Annotated in this window: 16 protein-coding genes; 4 read left to right on the top strand and 12 right to left on the bottom strand. The window is 38.7% G+C overall.

The annotated features are described in order from the left end of the window. Positions 1-30: 30 nt before the first annotated feature. Genes FC85_RS10700 through FC85_RS10690 form a run of 3 tightly spaced genes read right to left on the bottom strand, consistent with a single transcriptional unit; the run spans position 31 to position 3,311 of the window. Complete coding sequence (locus FC85_RS10700) at positions 31-2,301, bottom strand: DNA translocase FtsK (protein WP_057865524.1); 2,271 nt, start codon at positions 2,299-2,301, stop codon at positions 31-33. A 23-nt stretch (positions 2,302-2,324) separates the two neighbouring features. Beyond that, on the bottom strand, positions 2,325-2,963 hold the full coding sequence (gene ytpR / locus FC85_RS10695) for a YtpR family tRNA-binding protein (protein WP_057865523.1): 639 nt from the start codon (positions 2,961-2,963) through the stop codon (positions 2,325-2,327). Positions 2,964-2,987: 24 nt separating this feature from the next. Then, the gene (locus FC85_RS10690) at positions 2,988-3,311 is read right to left on the bottom strand and encodes a thioredoxin family protein (RefSeq protein WP_057865522.1); all 324 of its coding nucleotides are present in this window, start codon (positions 3,309-3,311) and stop codon (positions 2,988-2,990) included. Between the two features lie 141 nt (positions 3,312-3,452). Here FC85_RS10690 and FC85_RS10685 point away from each other — a divergent pair, with 141 nt between their 5' ends. Further along, a complete protein-coding gene (locus tag FC85_RS10685) occupies positions 3,453-3,782 on the top strand; it encodes a hypothetical protein (RefSeq protein ID WP_057865521.1) in 330 nt (109 codons plus the stop codon). Here the strand turns inward: FC85_RS10685 and trmB are convergent. From trmB to FC85_RS10670, 3 genes are all read right to left on the bottom strand, one after another. After that, a complete protein-coding gene (gene trmB, locus FC85_RS10680) occupies positions 3,767-4,408 on the bottom strand; it encodes a tRNA (guanosine(46)-N7)-methyltransferase TrmB (protein WP_057865520.1) in 642 nt (213 codons plus the stop codon). The genes FC85_RS10685 and trmB overlap by 16 nt on opposite strands. 393 nt (positions 4,409-4,801) lie before the next feature. Further along, positions 4,802-6,031 (bottom strand): ABC transporter permease, encoded by a 1,230-nt coding sequence (locus FC85_RS10675; protein ID WP_057865519.1) that lies wholly within the window; start codon positions 6,029-6,031, stop codon positions 4,802-4,804. After that, a complete protein-coding gene (locus FC85_RS10670; protein WP_057865518.1) occupies positions 6,028-6,765 on the bottom strand; it encodes an ABC transporter ATP-binding protein in 738 nt (245 codons plus the stop codon). Before FC85_RS10670 ends, FC85_RS10675 begins: the two co-directional genes overlap by 4 nt. A gap of 93 nt (positions 6,766-6,858) precedes the next feature. Here FC85_RS10670 and FC85_RS10665 point away from each other — a divergent pair, with 93 nt between their 5' ends. The 3 genes from FC85_RS10665 to FC85_RS10655 all read left to right on the top strand — a co-directional run bounded on the left by FC85_RS10665 (position 6,859) and on the right by FC85_RS10655 (position 8,649). Further along, positions 6,859-7,323, top strand: coding sequence for an HIT family protein (locus FC85_RS10665; RefSeq protein WP_057865517.1), 465 nt, complete (start codon positions 6,859-6,861; stop codon positions 7,321-7,323). Between the two features lie 3 nt (positions 7,324-7,326). Further along, the gene (locus tag FC85_RS10660; RefSeq protein WP_057865516.1) at positions 7,327-7,641 is read left to right on the top strand and encodes a hypothetical protein; all 315 of its coding nucleotides are present in this window, start codon (positions 7,327-7,329) and stop codon (positions 7,639-7,641) included. Between the two features lie 123 nt (positions 7,642-7,764). Continuing rightward, the gene (locus FC85_RS10655) at positions 7,765-8,649 is read left to right on the top strand and encodes a peptidylprolyl isomerase PrsA (protein ID WP_057865515.1); all 885 of its coding nucleotides are present in this window, start codon (positions 7,765-7,767) and stop codon (positions 8,647-8,649) included. A gap of 110 nt (positions 8,650-8,759) precedes the next feature. On the opposite strand, the gene FC85_RS10650 is transcribed toward FC85_RS10655, so the two are convergent. The 6 genes from FC85_RS10650 to argS form a co-directional block, all read right to left on the bottom strand. Continuing rightward, positions 8,760-9,704, bottom strand: coding sequence for an OB-fold nucleic acid binding domain-containing protein (locus FC85_RS10650; RefSeq protein WP_057865514.1), 945 nt, complete (start codon positions 9,702-9,704; stop codon positions 8,760-8,762). A gap of 12 nt (positions 9,705-9,716) precedes the next feature. Then, on the bottom strand, positions 9,717-12,287 hold the full coding sequence (locus tag FC85_RS10645) for an ATP-binding protein (RefSeq protein WP_057865513.1): 2,571 nt from the start codon (positions 12,285-12,287) through the stop codon (positions 9,717-9,719). After that, positions 12,284-13,519: a metallophosphoesterase family protein gene (locus FC85_RS10640; RefSeq protein ID WP_057865512.1), complete on the bottom strand. Its 1,236-nt coding sequence runs from the start codon at positions 13,517-13,519 to the stop codon at positions 12,284-12,286. Before FC85_RS10640 ends, FC85_RS10645 begins: the two co-directional genes overlap by 4 nt. A gap of 170 nt (positions 13,520-13,689) precedes the next feature. Continuing rightward, a complete protein-coding gene (locus FC85_RS10635; RefSeq protein ID WP_057865511.1) occupies positions 13,690-14,034 on the bottom strand; it encodes a YlbF family regulator in 345 nt (114 codons plus the stop codon). Positions 14,035-14,102: 68 nt separating this feature from the next. After that, on the bottom strand, positions 14,103-16,193 hold the full coding sequence (locus FC85_RS10630; RefSeq protein ID WP_057865510.1) for a PBP1A family penicillin-binding protein: 2,091 nt from the start codon (positions 16,191-16,193) through the stop codon (positions 14,103-14,105). Between the two features lie 784 nt (positions 16,194-16,977). Then, complete coding sequence (gene argS / locus FC85_RS10625; RefSeq protein ID WP_057865509.1) at positions 16,978-18,669, bottom strand: arginine--tRNA ligase; 1,692 nt, start codon at positions 18,667-18,669, stop codon at positions 16,978-16,980. Positions 18,670-18,778 lie beyond the last annotated feature (109 nt).

Raw genomic sequence — 18,778 nt, 5'->3', positions numbered from 1 at the left:
TTATTAATTTTGTTAATTGCTGTCAGCTAATTATTCTTCCGAATCTTGCTCCTTATCAGGGTTGTAATAAACTTGCCTTGGTTTTGATCCGTTTTGTTCCGAAACCAGCTGCCGCTTTTGCAAGCTGTCAATTATGTTTGCAGCTCTATTATACCCGATTGAAAATACACGTTGAAGCTTAGATGTTGAAATTGTATCTTCATTTGCAATATATTTTAATATCTGGGGCATCAATCGATCCTGGGACTGATTGTTTACCTCGGCCTTTTTCAATGACTCAGGAGTAAACAAGTAATGCGGTGTGCCTTGCTGACGAACAAAATCGATCACGCCTTCAAGCTCATTATTGGTGACAAAAGCCCCCTGCAATCGTTTAGGTTGATTAGCACCATTGCCTAGATACAGCATATCCCCTCTGCCGAGCAGACGCTCGGCACCAGCGGAATCCAAAATAGTTCTCGAATCGACTTGACTGGAGACCATAAAGGCAATCCGACTTGGAATATTGTTTTTGATTGTCCCGGTTACAATGTCAACACTTGGCCGTTGTGTTGCGACAATCAAATGAATTCCCGCCGCCCGAGCTTTTTGGGTGATTCGAACAATATAATCCTCCACTTCACTAGAAGCAGCCATCATCAAATCCGCCAACTCATCAATAATAACGAGAATATATGGCATCTTTAAACCGTATTGTTTAGTCTTAATTGCTTCCTGATTGAATTGTTCGATGTTTTTAACACGGGCGGCTGATAGCTTCTCATAACGCTGATCCATTTCCTCTGTTAACCAATGCAATGCCGCTGCGGCACCTTTAGGATCAGAAATAACTGGTGAAAGTAAATGTGGAATGCCATCATAAGGTGCCAGTTCGACTGCCTTAGGATCGATTAATAATAATTTTAAGTCGGCAGGCGTTGCTTTGTAAAGTAGCGATACTAATAAACTATTAATAAACACACTCTTACCAGACCCGGTAGCACCCGCAATTAATCCATGAGGCATTTTTCGAATATCTGTCGCTTGTGGTGTCCCTGAAAGATCAACGCCAACAGCTGTCGTTAACGGTGAATGATTCTCTTTGAATTTGTCAGTTGAAATAATTTCCGAAAGAACCACCGGTCGCGGATGTGGATTTGGAATCTCAATACCAACGGTGGTTTTTCCTGGAATTGGGGCTTCAATCCGAATATCTTTAGCAGCCAAAGCCAATTTGAGATCATCATTTAAATTAGTGATCCGACTAACCTTAACGCCAAGTGCAAGTTTTACTTGAAATTGTGTCACCGTTGGCCCATTTGTCCAATCGACGACCTGGGCATTAACTTTAAACGCAGAAAACGTTCGATCTAAAACATCGATTTGATGTTCAATCCAGTCATCCAACGAAGTATCGTCATGGAAATCAGGTTTTTTAAGTAATGATAGCGGTGGAAACTGATAACTACGATCATCAGCTTGACTATTATCAGAACTACCAACAGCATTGGTCTTATTACTTTGAGAATGATTATCCTGTGACTTCAGCAGCTCACCCGAAGACGGCTTTTGCTTTGAAGTGGGTTTGTTGTTTACTCGATTGTTATTAGGATCTAATTTGCGAGTCACAGTAGACTGATTTGGGTTTAGCTTCGAATCACTAAATAAGCTCAGATCTTTTCGGCCAGCGCTCTCCTCGTTCACAATCGTTTTAAAGGATTGTCCAAGCCCATGGTGATTCAAACGAGAAGTAAACGGCTGTTTACGGTCTGACTCCCCAGAATGATTTTCAAAAGATTGAGTCTTCACTGGCTGAGCAACTGATTCATTATCAACTGGTTTAGCTATTTGCTCAGTCATTACCATCTCTTTTGAAACGTCAGAGTCAGTCGTTGACGTTTGGCTCTTTGACTGAGTGGGAAGATTTTGAGCTGTTTGAGGATGAAAGTCCCTGTCATCCCCCGATCTATCAGCTAAAACAATAAGATCAGCAGTTTTAATTCGTAACTTGTTCGTCAGTCGATCGTATAAATGATCACGCCGATGCTGCTGACTCGTCAAATAATTTGTCATAATTTGTTTTTTTCGTTTATCAACTTGAGGTCGTTTTTTGGGAACAAAGTTTTTGATTTCCTCAAGAAAAGCCGGTGTTTGACGATCACCAACGGAACGTGATCGTCTCAAAACCGGCTTAACGTGTTTTTCCGGGACATTTATGGATTGAACACGTTGATTATTTTGTTCAGTTTTTTTGTGCTTTTCCGACCGCGATTCAATAAATTTGCGCCGTCGAAAAAAAGCTGGTCCATCATAATTTTTCATGTTCTACCTGCCACCCAATATTATTAATCAAATAAATGTTTTGCCTTATCAAATTCAAATGATTCACCAATTTGATAACTATCAGGCAAAATTAGCGCACCCGGAACTTGCGGTGCATTTGGTAATTCAAGTTCCCGACCTGAGCAAATCATTCCGTCACTTTGTACCCCACGCAATTCGCCTCGCCAAATAATTTGACCGTCAGGCATCATAGCACCAACCTTTGCAACAACAACTTTAATGTCAGCTTTCATGTTCGGAGACCCACTGACGATTTGGAGAATCTGTCCATTGCCAACGTCAGTTTTGGTAATTTGCAAATGATTTGAATGTGGATGATCAACAACGCTTTGAACATAGCCGACTACAAACTTAGGATCGTCATCAAACTGAATATCCCCAGGGAATCGGTGATCTTTAAGATATTGATTTATTTTTTTGATTTGATCAGGTGTTAATGAAACCCGACCATTCACATTAACAATTTCAGGAAGAATTTCACTCGCTTTTAAAAAGTTGTACCCCAAAGTGGTCTGGCTGTCCTCATCATAAATTCGAGCAACCTCATCATGAATTTCAACTTGTTGGTCACCAATATCTTGATTTAAAATGACCACCATTGTATCGCCAGTGCTTCGAGGGTTATAACTTGCTATTAACATTACGCTATCCTTCCGTCTCATTTATTATTTTTTCAAAGAGTCAATGAACTTTTCAACTTCTTGTTTTGTTTTTCGGTCAGGGTTAGAAAATCGACCAATTTCTTTACCATGATCATAGGCAACAAAACTGGGAATCCCCATGATATTCATCTCGCCAGCCAGGTCAATATTTTCATCCCGATCCACTTTTAAAAATGTATAATCTGAATATTCATTTTCAATCTGTGGCATCGCTGGCTTGATAAATCGGCAATCTGGGCACCAGTCTGCGGTAAAGAACAGCATATACTTACCATCAGAAATATCATTGGTCATTGTTTTCAAGTCGGTTTTTTGTAAATCTTTCATTAATGAATCATCCTTTCAATGGCTTTTACTTTTATTTAGTAAGTAAATTATATCGCATTTTGGGTAATTATCAGCATGATTTGCTCAATATCCCTTTCTATATTAAAGTATAGTTAATTTGATTCGAAAAAGGGGTAAATTTTGAAAAAACAAACAATTCTTTATAGTTTATCATTGGCTGGCGCAACCATTGGTGCCTGTGCCGCGTTCAGTCTGAATAAAGATTACCAAAAAAGTCGAGCTAATAAAAGGCTTTTACAACAAATCATGCATGGTAATCAGAATTTGGTGTCAACACCAGGGACAACTTATTTAGGAAATTGGTCCTTATCCCCAACACAATCAACGTCAACAGAATTTCATTTTGGCTTCAACTATCAAAAGAAAAGCGGTCAAGTTGAAGTTCACGAATTTTGGGCAAACCCTACCACGGGAAAAGTATTAAAAACCCGCATTTATGAATTAAAGTGAACAACAAGTTTGTAAATTGGGCCATTTGGACTAAACTTTTCCTCATATTCAGTTTCAATATTGGTTTCATTTTCTGGAGATTCATGTAAATCTAATGATACCTCATCAAAATGCATGGGAAAATTATTCATTGTCACTAAAGAATATTCAAATAAACCACGGTTATCTGTTTTAAATTCAATCTGACCGTCATGAGCCAAAACTGTCTGATAAGTCTTCAAAAATCTCGGCGATGTTAGACGACGTTTGGCATGCCGTTTTTTGGGCCAGGGATCGGAAAAATTAAGAAATATTTTTTCGATTTCATTTGGATGAAAAAACTCGTCCAAATCGGCACCATCTGTCAGAACGAATTGTAAGTTTGGCAGTGGATCAGTCATAAACCGCCTAAGTGCCGTGGCAATCACTGACTCTTGAAGTTCAACCCCAATGTAATTTATTTCAGGATGCTGCTTAGCCATTTGAATAATAAATTGGCCCTTTCCGGCACCAATCTCAACATCCAATGATTGTGTTTTGGTAAATCGTTCCTGCCACCTGCCAGTCCAATTTTGAGGATTAGTCACAATATAATCAGCATGATCTTGAATATATTTAGCCGCCCAAGGCTTTTTTCTTATGCGCATTAATAATCTCCTACCTTAATCTTTTAAGTAAATAACACAACTTGGAAAAAGTGGAGACTGAGGCAAAAGTAATTTTGTCCAGTCCCATTTTTTGTAATCACGATTGTTACTGAGTGGAAACGTGCGCCAAAAGGCAACTTCCTGCCGCATAACCGAACTATCCAGCTATTCCACCCGGAATAGTTGGATAATTCGATTACACTCGGGAAGTTAACCGCCTTTCGTCCACTCTCTTTTTAATTACACGAATTCTCGAATCTGACTCAAAAACAAAGATAAATGCTAGTCATTCAGGCTAATCAAACCAGCCGATCTGCCGCCTTCATCGTTAGAATAAAAACATCTTTAATTATTGGCCATCCTTAAATTTACCAGCGTGCATGATTCCGAGTACTATATATTTCGACTTCGCTGCCCACGTTGAATTCGTCGTGGGACATACAAATAAATAAACGCCAAAACCTCAAGCAGTTCACCAACGATAACACCAATAATCGTCACCACATTTGTATAGTTAATCGCAATAACGGCAATGGCAAAAATAGTTGCCACAGCACATAACATGATTAGTAGCACCCGCTGAAAATTTTTCATTTGATGATCATTCGTCACTGGATAAATATGAACAAATGCGTTGTCGTCAAAATGAAAATAAAATGGAATCATTTGAAACCCAATCAGATACAGGAAGATTAAGCACAAAGCAATTGGCAACATTTCGCCTTTAATAAACACCAAAAAAAGCGTGCCAATAACGGTTAGTCGGAAATATAGTCCACCCATTTCGTGATCCCGTAAAATGCCATGAGCGTATAAATACAGATACGTATTTTCAGGGATTAGCCTAATCCGCCGTAACAGCCAATCCAAATAACGGCGCCGCCTAACAGAACCATTCAACGATGGCACATCGGTAAATAAATTAAAGAATTGATAAACAGTATGCATTCGGTTGTTCTCGTCATCAATCATTGTTCGCCAATCCAATGGCCGAATTCCCCAACGCCAACTATTCACAGTGCTAAAAAGAATAATCAGAAATGTTAGCAATGAACCCACCCAATATTCGAAGTAAAATGAAATTGTGAATATTGCTAGTGGTAATAAAAATCTGAACAGGAATCTATTGGCAACCCATCTGCTTTTTACACGATACTTTCTAGCAAAATCGGCGTTAAGCCAAATGGCCTTCAGCAACAAGATACTTGCTAGAAGATAAAACAAATCTGAAGTTGTCGCCAAAAGTGTCACCTGAACGAACGGCATCAAAACAATCCAAATAATCACCTGAGTGACGCAGGCTAGAACAAGGCTATACCGATAAGCGGAACGCAAGTAATAAACCATCTCTGATTCCTGCGGGAGCAAAAAGACGTAATCCGGATCCTGCACTAACGTTGCAAACCGGCCAAGTTGGATCCCAATTAGTAAAACACCAATGGTGAGCAGTGGCGCCCACCAAATTCCGGAATGCAATTGCTTCAACGCATTTGAATAATAGTATCCGAGACCACCAATCAAAAAGACCAGTGCAAGGACGAAATAATCATTGAAGACTAATCGAAGATATTTCATCATCTCAGTCAAATGATTGGCCAGCCGCTTTTTGAAAAGTTGTTTCATTCAGATTCGCCTTCCCTTGCTAGTGAAAGATAAATATCATTTAAGGAATCGCCGGCATTGGGGAAAAGGGTTCTTAATTGTTCAAGCGTTCCCTCGGTTCGAACTTTACCATTATGTAGCAGAACAAACCGGTCACAATAACGTTGTGCAGTATCCAAAACATGTGTCGACATTAAAATACTGGCCCCTTGCTTTTTTCGATCTGAAATTAAGTTCAATAAATCATTAACTGCCAAGGGATCTAGCCCTAGAAAGGGTTCATCAATAATGAATAATTTTGCATTAGTCAAAAAAGCGCAGACAATCATCACTTTTTGCCGCATCCCTTTTGAAAAATTATCTGGAAACCAATCAAGCTTATTGTCTAAACGAAATTTCTTGAGCAACCGATGAGCTCGAGCCCACGCATCTTCTTGATTCAAGTTGTAAGCCAGCATCGTCATTTCCAAATGTTCTTTTAACGTCAATTCTTTATAAACAATTGGTGCTTCTGGGATATAAGCAATCTGTTGTTTATATGCTTTAACATCTTCATTCAGTGTTGTCCCATTAATCTTAATGGTCCCCTTAAACGGGGTTAACAAACCGATAATATGATTGATTGTGGTTGACTTACCAGCACCATTCAGGCCAATTAAGCCAACAAGCTCGCCATTTTTAACATCAAAACTAACATCATTAAGAACAGGAACTTGCGAATAGCCACCAACTAGGTTGGAAACTTCTAAAGTCATCTTTTTCCTCCATATTGTTCTTTAAAAATACACAGAACAAATTATAACATAGAAAATTAGTGTTTGTGATTGCGCTACGTAAGTCATGTTATAATGTTACATAGTATTAACAGAAAGAAGGTCGTTATTTTGAAAGATTGTATTTTTTGTAAAATTGTTCGCGGTGAGATTCCGAGTTACACCGTCTACGAAGATGATGTTGTTAAGGCATTTCTTGATATTTCTCAAGGAACGCCTGGTCATACGCTGCTAATTCCCAAAAAGCACATCGCCAATATTTTTGAATATGACGAAGAACTGGCAAGTGAAGTATTTGCTCGAATTCCTAAAGTTGCTCGGGCAATCAAAGCGTCTAACCCTGACATTAAAGGAATGAATATTGTCAACAACAACGGTCAAATTGCTTATCAATCAGTTTTTCATTCTCATTTTCACCTAGTGCCACGTTACACAACTCATGATGATTTTGCAATGATCTTCAAAGATAATTCAAACAAGTACACTGCTGATGATCTGAAGAAAGTGCAACAATCAATCGTCGACCACATGGGTGATTAACCAATGAAAACAATTATTAAAGTAATCGGTGCTTCTGCCGTTTTATTTGGCGCGCACCTATATGCACGTAAGGAAACCCCGACCGAATTCATCAATCGCGTTAAAATCGAATTTTTGAAAAAAAGACAAGCATATTCAGATTGGCGACAATCATATCGAGATTTTAAAGCTGCTTTAGAAAAATTTAAACAACAATTACCGGAAATGACTCAAGCAATCAACGCAATTCAACGTGACGTTGATGAGGCAATGTTTCAAATTGAACCACGGGTCGATGAGATTAATAAAGCGACCAACAAAATGAACCAAAACCACTAATGGAAATATGAATATTTGTTTAAATTCCCTGAGAGGTTATATATCATTCAGATAATATGTTATTATTGTCTGGAACGTTTGCTTGACAAACGAATAATACTGTAGAAATGGATGTGTTTTTGTATGAAAAAATGGCTAATCGTTTTAGCCGGTGTACTCATGAGTTTCACGCTTGCAGCTTGTGGTAGTAAATCAGTTGCCACAACTAATGGCGGAAAAATTACTGAAAGTGCTTATTATAGCAGCTTGAAGAGTACCTCAAGTGGTAAACAAGTATTGCAAACAATGATCTTAAACAAGGTCCTTCAAAAGCAATACGGTAGCAAAGTTAAAGACTCAAAGGTTAACAGCGATTTCAATAAGTATAAGAAACAATATGGTTCATCATTTAACGCTGTTCTTCAGCAAAATGGTATGACCGCTTCTCAATTAAAAGATTCAATTCGTTCAAATCTTTTACTTCAAGAAGCTGTTAAAGATAACATCAAGATTACTGATGCTCAACTTAAGGATCAATTTAAGTCTTACCAACCAAAAGTTACTGTTAACCAAATCTTAGTTTCAAAGAAGTCAACAGCTGAAACAGTGATTAAAGACCTTAAAGCTGGTAAGAGCTTCTCAAGTTTAGCTAAGAAGTACTCAACTGATTCTGCTACTAAGAACAAAGGTGGTCGAATTTCACCTTTTGACAACACCAACACATCACTTGATACAAACTTCAAGACAGCTGCTTTCAAGCTTAAGAATGGTGAGTACACTAAGACCCCTGTTAAGACGCAATATGGTTACCAAGTTATCCAAATGGTTAACCATCCTGCCAAGGGAACTTACAAAGACCATGAATCCACTTTAAAGGATCAGATTGTTTCCAAGAAGATGTCCGATAGTAATACATTGCATTCCGTTGTTTCAAAGGTTCTTAAGAAGGGTAAAGTTACCATTCAAGATAAGGATCTTCAGAATGTACTATCCGATTACTTATCATCATCAAGTTCATCAAAAAAGTAATTAATTAAGTTTATAAAGTAGTTAATTTACAACTTGTAAAAAGCGTTCAGGTTGCCGACATTTGTTAGCAATCTGAACGCTTTTTGTTTAACTTGAGTTATTGTAAATAACTAATCAGTAGGCTTATAAAAACGTCGATTATCTAATCCAAAAATCCGATCGGTAAAGTCCCCCGGTTGGATGTTTTTTAACGCGCCCTGAATCATCATGATTGTCGCATCCAGCTCGTCCAGATGATGCAAAATTTCAGCTTCTAAAATTTTCGGCCGTTCGGGTGAGCCATACTCCAACAAACCATGATGAGCCAAAACCATATGCCGTAACAAAATGATATCTTGATTTTGTTGATCAATCCCAAGGTGATCAGCTGCTTCCGCAATTTCTGCATCCATAATACTTAAATGACCCAGCAGATTCCCCGCAAGTGTATATTCTGTTGAAATTGGCCCTGATAATTCAGTCGTCTTTCCAAGATCATGAAGAATGACTCCTGAGTATAATAGCGGCGCATCAATCCCCTCATACTGACCAACTACACTGTGAGCCAACCGAAGAATCGAAATTGTGTGAAAGGCTAATCCACCTGCAAAGTCATGATGGTTTGTTTTCGCGGCTGGGAAACTAAAGAATGCATCAGCATGCTTTTGAATTAAGTATCGCACCACTCGATTGTACGTTGCGTTGGTAATTTCAAAAATCGTCTGGTTAATAAAATCCTCCATTTGTGGTCGAGTCAGTGGTGCCCGTTTGACAAACAGTAACGGATTGTGAGGCTCATTTTCTTTGGCTAATCGCATTGAAACAATTTTCATCTGTGGCATGTTCATATAACTTTCCCGTTTACCGGTTAGTAAAACAACCCGGCCGTTTACAAACTGTTGGATGTCTTGATCAGAAGCATCCCAATATTTTCCGGAAATCTGACCGGATTGATCTTGAAAAACAAGTGAGATGAACTTCTTGCCATTCTTAGCCACGCGCTTTGTTGCTTCTTTAATTAAAACATAGGATTCAAAATCTTCATCAAGTTTCAAATCCATTAATCGTTTTGCCATGAGAACACTTCCTTACAATTTATTCAAATTTAAAACAAGTGATTTGTCAACTTCTAAATTCAAATTAGCAGAGAAATAAATTACCTGTGTCTGCTGGCTTACCTGCTTCAACATTTCGTAAGCAGCCTGCCGCCGCTGCTGATCAAAATTGGCGAATCCATCATCAATGATAATTGGCATTGGATACTGACTGCTAAAACCAACTGCCATTGAAAAAATCAATGATAAATATAGTTGTTCCAAAGTACCCTTTGATAACTCTTCAATGACAAAATGAACATCATCAGATCTAACAACACTAATCCTGTCCTCAAAGATAATATCCCGATAATGTTGATTAGTCAGAATCTGAAAATATTTTTTTGCCAACCCCAGCATTTTGGGTAATCGACCCTTGGTAGCAATATTTAAAACCGTTTGAATCCAATCCGAACTTAGCTTCAAAGCTAAATATCGATGAACGCTGTTAATAATCTCGGTCTGTTGATTTGCAAGTGTTTGTCGAAGATCATAATATCGCCCGTTCTGAACTAAGTCGTTCAATTGAATGTTTAATTCACTTCGACGCTGACTTTTTTCATTAATCAATTGTTGGTAACGATTATTTTGGTTATTCAAATTGTCAATTTGATGATGAACGTCAATCTCGGTCATGCCAGCCGGTACCATCACCTTACTGACACGAAGCTGCTGCTCAACTTCGGTTTTACGGGTAAGATTCCGCTTAATTTTTTGCTGGTCTGCCATAAGTTGGTTGAATTCGGCATCATTAGTGACACCCCGCTGTTGGAAAAACGTCTGTTTACTCAGTGTCACCTGTTTGATTTTATCAGTTAAATTAGTAATCATTTCTTGATATATTTCTACTTTTTTCTTTTCATTCTGATAATCATCAAGCAACCGTCGCCAGTGAAACACCGCTTGTTCAATCTGATTGAGCTGTTCGGTCGGCTGATCGGCAGAAATCGTTAGCCAATCTTGTGTAAATTGCCAAGAATCCAAATACATCTGCAGCTTACCCTGATCATTATTTAACTGTGTCATAACTTTGGCCTGATCAGCTTGGATTCCTTTAATTTGGCGAATCGTTGGTTGAATAGAAAGCCAACGATCCTCATTAATATCCGATAAGTCAAATTTAGAACGAATTTGGTTAAGCTGTTGATCAATTTCATCGAACGTCCAATCATGCTTTGGTGACTGAGATGATTGCTGAATGGTTGATACCTCACGCTTAGGATGAAGCCACCCCCACCCCAGGACCATAATCCCAATGAAGTAACCCAACCAGCTGGCCATTGTTTGGTGGATAGCAAGCGACCCCACGAAAATAAGCGCACCAATGACGAAAAATGGCATGTTTGGCCGATTAACAGAACGTTGCACACGCTGGCGTGTGGATTGGCGAGTTGTTTGACCTGAAGCACCTTGCCTCTGCCTCAGTAAATCGCTTACCCGATGATACGTTTGATCGTCAAATAAACGTGGCACCCGTATCAAAGGATTGGAAGAAATAGAATGAACCAACCGTGTCAGCGTTGTATCGTTTTCGTGTTGCTGATTAGTCAAAAACTCAATCCGAGTCGCAAGATCCCTTTGTGTGGCCAGTTGATTAATCAATTCATCAATTTGACGTTTATTTGCTTGATAAAATTTCTGAACCGGCGTTTCAAACTGGTTATCGGATAACTGTTTTAACTTGGCTTGCGCTTGCTTTAACTCTTTTTGATGATTATCCAAAGCAATTGTCAATCGACTAAGGACGATCCGGTCATGATCCTGAAACCCATCTTTAATATCACTTTGAGAAACTCTTGATAATTTTTGTAATTCAGTTGCCAACGGCAGGCTTGCTAATAACTCTCGTTGTTGTTGAGCCTTTTTCTGGCCGGCTAATAGCTTAGCTTGAAGTTCCTGTAACTTTTTGGAAAGTTGATCAATCTCAGCTTGGATCCGTTCATATTTCGGAAATGCATGTTTAGCATCTTCAACTTGACCGACTAATTTATCGTAGTCTCTTAATTGCGCATTTAAAGCCTTTTTTCTGCCACGCGGTGCATATAACTCCTGACTTTGTTTTTCCAGCTCATTTTGAAGATCTATCCACTGATTCGCCCCAGCTACGCCAATCTGTTGAATTCGACGGCGTAGATCCATTTCACCAAGTTTATAAACCTCGCTTTGGCTAACATCCCCAAAATAAAACAGTTGATTATACGTCTGTCGATCAATTGGAGATATTAATTGTTGAAAGTCAGCTGCTGTTAATTCGCGACCATGTTCCAAATCATAAAATTTAATGTCACCGCCATGGGTTCCCTGAGTTCGAACAATTTTATAATGACGCCCTGATTCAGAAAACCATATTTCACCCCCATAAGTTGAGTGATTTTTGGGAATATATTGACCATGAACCGCTTGGCGCTTTGTTTGAAACCCAAACAAGATTGATTTAATAAAGTCAACCAGTGTGCTTTTCCCAGCCTCATTTGGGCCATAAACAATCTGTAGAGGCTGCTTAACTTGAATGGATTGATCAACCCACTTGCCATATCCATAAATGACTAATCTTTCAATAATCACTGATCAACACCATCCTCATTCACGTTTTGAATATTTTCTGCCATGATTAAAGTCGTTTGGTCAAAAATATCCTTCTGACTTGCCTTACTTGCCAGATCTTCTTTAATAAATGGATATTGGTTAAATACTTTAGCTAAATTACTTAGTTGAGGAATCGTCAAAGTTTGACCCTTGGCTTGATCAAACAGTTCTTGATCAAATTGGTGAGCCACAATGTGTTTTGACGGTAATAGTTGAATCGACGTTACCCAACAATTAAGTTGCTGCCAACTCATTGCATTTTGCTGCTGGACCAATTCCAATAAGTCACCATTAGAAATTGCAGCAATCACCTCTCGATTAAGTGATTGCTTCGCATCAATCTGAACTCTGACAAAATGCAATTGAGAAAAATGCTGCTTTGATAAATATTCTAGAATTTTTCCTGTCAAATCATTAAGCAGAACCTGATTTGTAGACATTTTCAAACGTTGCCATATGATAGGCGCTGTTGGTTCAAATGTTGTTCTCAATTGATGACCATTACTTTGGATCAGCAAATACCCTTTCTCACCAGATTCATTAATCTGGCGGCCCTGTATGTTCCCTGAATAATTAATAACCCCCTGATCATCTAATGATTGACGTTTATGGATATGACCCAAAGCCCAATAGTCATAACGCTTAGATTTTAAGGCTTGAAGCGTGAATGGTGCGTAATTGGCCTCCGAAGATTTCAGTGAATCTAAACTACCATGCAACATTCCAATATGCCAATCAGCATTAGCAACCGCTTCTGGATAATCCTGGATCATCGGTTGCTTTACCCATTGGTTTGGGAAACTAAAGCCACTAATTGCCACAACCGTTCCATCGGTCAAAGTAATTCTTTTTGTTTCGACTTGATTGGAAAAAATATGAGTATTGTCAGGATAACCTAAATGAGGAGAATCAATTGTTGCGTAATCATGATTGCCAAAACTAATAAACGCGTCAATTTGATGATCCCTTAATCGGTTTAACTGCTCAGTAAGAAATGCCGTAGCAGCGACACTTTGTTCGTTACGATCAAATAGATCCCCGACCAACAGAACAAAATCTACTTGCTGGTTAATTGCCTCGTCAACTATTCTTTCAAACGATTGGAAAGTTGATTGCCGAATTTGCTGCCAAAGTTGCTCCGGAAGTGAGTCATTTTGTAGCCCTTGGAACGGACTATCTAAATGCAAATCTGCTGTATGAATAAATTTCATTAGAACCTCCTACTAACTATGTACGTAAAAAAGGCCGGAACAAAACTAGAAAGTTCGTTGCCGCCCCAATTTAAGAATTTCTATTGAATTATTGAATCAGATACTCTTGATTGAACAAACTCAAAAATTAGCTGTTGCTTAACTGACATCGAATAACTCGGACGTTAATCCTAGTTTCGATACAATTCCATTAACGGCTGAGTAACAACTTTGTTAACATCATTCAACAAATTATTAACGCCCTTTTCCTTCTTCATCAAGTCAGCGATAATGTCATTCTTACCCATTTTGCCAGCCATTGCCTGGGCGTTTTTAATTTCATCTTCCGATGGTTGTTGTCCCTGCATCTGCATTTGTTGTAACTTTAACTGAAGTTCTTGAAAATCCTTAAACAGCTTAAACGTTTCAGGATCACTCTTCAGATTTTCGTATGATGCTTTTAGATCTGCAAATTCGCTAGAAGCCTTTAACTCCGCCTGTAGTTGATTTGCAGTATCCATAATTTTGTCAGCCATTGTATATCCACCTTTTTATTGTATTCGATTCATTCTAACATAAAATCAACTGGGACTTCCAAGTGAATCTAGTGTTTGAACCAGCTCTTGGCATCATTAATAAAATCTTTTGCCTTTTGTTCAAACTTATTAGAGTATTCATCCGTTTTCTTTTGAATCGTGTCCCACAAATTACCATTGTCCTTATTCTCATCTTGAACAATTGTTTGAGCATCCTTTGTGTTAAAGCTTGAATTTTTAGTGTAAGGCAACATTGTCTGCATTTCATTTCGGAATAATGGACCGACCCCGGTACCACTCAAATTTTCCAAATGATGCGCTTGACTGGTGCTGTCAAAGCCTTCCCAGGTTGCAACGACCAAATCAGGAGTATACCCAATAATCCATTTATCTTTTGTTGCATCGGAGGAACCGGTATTATCAGCCTCGGTACTTCCAGTCTTACCGGCAACCGAATAGCCATATGGCTTGGCATCAACACCGGTCCCATTATTGAAGACGCCCAGCATCATACTGGTCATTTGCTTGGCAACTGATGCGGACATGATCTGTCGTCCCTGTTGCTTTGCTGTATTGTCAACAATCACTTTCCCGGTTGAATCCACGATTTTTCTAATATAAAACGGTTTAACGATCTTACCACCATTTGCAAAAGCTGTGTAGGCGCCTGCCATCTGCTGCGGTGAAACGCCACCAGACAAACCGCCCAGTGCCAAAGCCAAATTTTTATCTTTCTTGGTTACTGGTAAATTAAAGTCCTTTACCGATTGATAACCACGATTAACGCCGATTTGATTAAGCAGCCAAACCGCCGGTGCATTCATACTCTGAGCAACCGCCTGATACATTGGCACCTTACCTTGATAGACATTATTGTAATTCTTAGGTGTGTAATGATTAGACCCATATGATTTTTTCTTGTCAACCAGTTCGGAATCAAATTTATACCCTGCCTCTAGTGCGGGCGTATAAACCGCCAATGGCTTCATTGTCGATCCGGGCTGACGTTTGATTTGTGAAGCACGATCAAAGCCACGGAAAACATGTTTACCACGACCACCAACAACCGCTGTCACACCACCTGTTGTCGGTGAAACGCCAATTGAAGCAGATTGAACTTCTGTTCCATCAGCCGCATTAGATGGAAATAGAGCATCATTATTATAAGTGGTCTGCATTGCTTGTTGTTGCGATTGATTCAAGTTGGTGTAAATCCGATAACCACGATTCATAATCTCAGATTCAGTTAAACCGTATTTACTAATTGCCTCATCAATAACAGCATCAAAATAGTAAGGGTACTTATAGCCATCTTTGCGGACATAAGTATCTCTGACAACAATCGGTGTTTTCTTATAGTAATTGGCCTGAGCTTGCGTTAACTGATTGTTTTCCACCATGAGCTGCAAAACAACATTTCGCCGCCATTTCGCCGCCTTGGGATGATCAATTGGATTATAGGCACTAGGTGACGTCAACATCCCCGCCAATACAGCCGCATCAGGAACTGATAGGTCAACTGCGTTTTGACCAAAATACTTTTGAGAAGCATCTTGAACCCCCCAAACGCCGTTTCCAAAATAGGCATTGTTTAGATACATTGTCAAAATCTCTTTCTTCGAATAAACATTTTCAACTTGAATCGCTAAAAATAATTCTTTTAGTTTACGGGTCATTGTCTGTTCTTGAGAAAGATACGCATTTTTAACGAGTTGCTGCGTTAAAGTACTACCCCCACCGCTAATATAATCTCGATGAAGTAACTTATTCTTAACTAATAAGAACACCGCCCGACCAATTCCTTTGATCGAAAATCCGTGTTCATGATAGAAATCACGATCCTCGGTTGATAAAACCGCTTTAGGAATATTTTTTGAGACCCGATTAAGATGAACATAAGTCCCCTTTTGGGCATACAATTCGCCAGCCTTATGATTACTAGCATCAAATATTTCGGTTGTTTTGGCAAGTGAAGATTCCAGATTCTGCACATGAGCAGTCTTAGCCAGGAAAACGAGATAAGTACTCATCGCCAACATGACTGTTAGAAAAAGAACTGCTAACCATTTTACTAAATGAAACTTTCGACAAAAACGATTGAGCCGCCTGAACATCGGCCCAACCCATTTCTTGGATGATCTCTTCGATTTGTTGTTCATAAAAAATACTCCTTTTATGGATACTCAAACATTGTATCACAACTGATATATCCATTAAGGAGCGGTGCGGAAACTTAAAAAGGATTTATATTTTAACTAGAATTGCTAAAGAAATACTTAACACTCAAAATGTAGGCCACTTGATTAAAAATAGCTCCTTACGATATGCTGCAATTTAATGATCTGACAATTGCAAGTCATCGCAAATGCCACCACAAATTAAAATTCTTGCTTGGACATTACCAGTCAGATAGGAAAAAATTTTCAAATCTGATAGTTGGAAAAACAACTAATACCTGTTTGGATATAGATCAGTTCGAATGTCATCAAAAAGAAAAAGGCTGAGACAATAGTCGTTTTGCCCAGTCCCAGTTAGTGCCAACACGATTGTTACCAAGCGAAAATATAGGACAAAATGGCTCTTTTCATGTTGAAGTGATAATTTAAAATTAAATCAGATGAAAATTGTTTGAACTCGCCAAGTTATTCCGTTTTTAGTTTGAAGTTTAAAAATCATCATCAAAATTTCACTAAAGTATGGAAATAGCCGACAAAAGGCAACTTCCGGCTGTGTAACTGAATTATCCAACTATTCAAGTTCAGAATATCTCACTAAACTTGTTACTTAGCCAAAACGTGGACCAGCAAGCAGACCCCGGCCATATAAGCCCCTAACCTGACATTCCAAAATCGGGAATATCAAGTTAGGGGCTTATATTCTGGGGTCTAACCGCTTGCCGGCCCACCCTGTTTAAAAATTTATTCAGATTAATCCAAATCCGGATTACATTTCATCAGGTGCCTTAACACCTAATAAACTTAATGATTCTTTTAACACAATTGAAACGGCTTTAACAAGTGATAAACGTGCTCCCAGCTGATCGTCTTCCACTAAAACCTTTGAATGAGCATAGTATTTATTAAACGACTTTGCCAATCTTAGTGAATACTTGGCAATTTCTGATGGTTCGAAGTCTCGGCAAGCATTTATGACAACATTCGGAAAGTCTTTTAAAGCAGTGATTGTCTCCCAAGCTTCAGGATCAGCTAATGATTTATTAGCCGCGTGTAAATCAATGTCGCCAGCTTTACGTAAGATACTTTCAGCACGGGCATGTGAATATTGAACATATGGACCCGTCTCGCCTTCAAATCGAAGTTGGTCCTCTAAAACAAAGTCAATATTATTCATTCGTTCATTCTTTAAATCGCCAAAAATAATAGCACCAACACCAACTTCTTTAGCAACTTCATCTTTGTGAGGCAAATCAGGATTCTTTTCTTCAATTTGCTTCTGCGCAAGGTTAATCGCATCATCCAGCACTTTGTCCAACAAAATAATCCGACCGGAACGCGTCGATAATTTTTTACCATTAACAGTAATGAGGCCAAATGGAATGTGATGCAGGTCTTCAGCAGACTTTAGCCCCATTTCCAATAAAACCGCTTTTAGTTGCTTGAAGTAATAAGTCTGTTCCGAGCCAACAACGTAAAGATTCATGGCTGGTTTGTACGTTCGATCACGGTAAATCGCGGTTGCAATATCCCGGGTGATGTAAAGAGTTGCCCCGTCACTCTTCAAAATCAAGGCAGGATTTAAATTATACTTATCCAGCTTAACGACCTGAGCACCTTGGGACTCTACGAGAAGACCCTTGTCTTTCAGAATTTGAATGCCTTCATCCATCTTATCGTTATAAAAGGCTTCACCATTATACGTGTCAAAATCGATACCTAATTTTTGATAAATTTTGTTAAAGGCTTCCAACGAAACTTTACGGAACCATTTCCAAAGATGAATTTCTTCTTCGTTACCATCCTCAAGTTTCTTGAAAGTCTCTCGAGCTTCATCATCTAATTCCGGATGTTCTTTATCTTCCACATGGAATTTCACGTAATATTTAACTAAATTATTAATGGGATCTTTTTTAACGTCTTCCTCGTTACCCCACTTTTTATAAGCAACAATCAGCTTACCAAATTGAGTTCCCCAATCACCTAAATGGTTATCCTTAATTGGATGATAGCCATTTTTCGTTAAAATATTAGCGATTGAATTTCCAATCACGGTTGAACGCAAATGTCCCATTGAAATGGGTTTGGCAATGTTAGGTGATGACATATCAATTGGTACATTGCCACCCTTTCCGCGATCGTTTTGACCATATGCCGATCCCTCTTCAAGAACATCAGTTAAGATTTGGCGGCTAAACTGACCCTTGTCAAGAAAGAAGTTAATATAAGCACCCTTTGCTTCAACCTTGTCATAGGAACTCTGATCAATCTTCGAAACCAAATCTTCAGCAATCATATTTGGAGCTTTATGAAATACCTTTGCTAATGAAAATACTGGAAATGCCAAGTCACCCATTGCAAGTGTCTTTGGTTTTTCTAATTTTTGATATACCTCTGCCGAAGATAATTCATCGTTTAAAACAGTTAAAATTGAATTTGTTACCTGCGCCTTATAATCCATTATTATTTCCTCCATCTATAAAAATGCACAAAAAAACTCTTACAAAAAAATTGTAAGAGACGAGTAACCCCCGCGGTACCACTCTATTTGATATAAATATCCGCTCAAC

Origin of the sequence: Lentilactobacillus diolivorans DSM 14421 (assembly GCF_001434255.1) — a bacterium.
Lineage (GTDB): Bacteria > Bacillota > Bacilli > Lactobacillales > Lactobacillaceae > Lentilactobacillus > Lentilactobacillus diolivorans.
This window is presented reverse-complemented; position numbering and strand designations above follow the sequence as displayed.

What these genes read in the sequence shown, in the direction of transcription:
- FC85_RS10700 (WP_057865524.1), bottom strand. Translation starts at nt 2,301, where the DNA reads ATGAAAAATTATGATGGACCAGCTTTTTTTCGACGGCGCAAATTTATT.
- ytpR (WP_057865523.1), bottom strand. Translation starts at nt 2,963, where the DNA reads ATGTTAATAGCAAGTTATAACCCTCGAAGCACTGGCGATACAATGGTG.
- FC85_RS10690 (WP_057865522.1), bottom strand. Translation starts at nt 3,311, where the DNA reads ATGAAAGATTTACAAAAAACCGACTTGAAAACAATGACCAATGATATT.
- trmB (WP_057865520.1), bottom strand. Translation starts at nt 4,408, where the DNA reads ATGCGCATAAGAAAAAAGCCTTGGGCGGCTAAATATATTCAAGATCAT.
- FC85_RS10675 (WP_057865519.1), bottom strand. Translation starts at nt 6,031, where the DNA reads ATGAAACAACTTTTCAAAAAGCGGCTGGCCAATCATTTGACTGAGATG.
- FC85_RS10670 (WP_057865518.1), bottom strand. Translation starts at nt 6,765, where the DNA reads ATGACTTTAGAAGTTTCCAACCTAGTTGGTGGCTATTCGCAAGTTCCT.
- FC85_RS10665 (WP_057865517.1), top strand. Translation starts at nt 6,859, where the DNA reads ATGTTACATAGTATTAACAGAAAGAAGGTCGTTATTTTGAAAGATTGT.
- FC85_RS10660 (WP_057865516.1), top strand. Translation starts at nt 7,327, where the DNA reads ATGAAAACAATTATTAAAGTAATCGGTGCTTCTGCCGTTTTATTTGGC.
- FC85_RS10655 (WP_057865515.1), top strand. Translation starts at nt 7,765, where the DNA reads ATGAAAAAATGGCTAATCGTTTTAGCCGGTGTACTCATGAGTTTCACG.
- FC85_RS10650 (WP_057865514.1), bottom strand. Translation starts at nt 9,704, where the DNA reads ATGGCAAAACGATTAATGGATTTGAAACTTGATGAAGATTTTGAATCC.
- FC85_RS10640 (WP_057865512.1), bottom strand. Translation starts at nt 13,519, where the DNA reads ATGAAATTTATTCATACAGCAGATTTGCATTTAGATAGTCCGTTCCAA.
- FC85_RS10635 (WP_057865511.1), bottom strand. Translation starts at nt 14,034, where the DNA reads ATGGCTGACAAAATTATGGATACTGCAAATCAACTACAGGCGGAGTTA.
- FC85_RS10630 (WP_057865510.1), bottom strand. Translation starts at nt 16,193, where the DNA reads ATGAACAACAAATCGAAGAGATCATCCAAGAAATGGGTTGGGCCGATG.
- argS (WP_057865509.1), bottom strand. Translation starts at nt 18,669, where the DNA reads ATGGATTATAAGGCGCAGGTAACAAATTCAATTTTAACTGTTTTAAAC.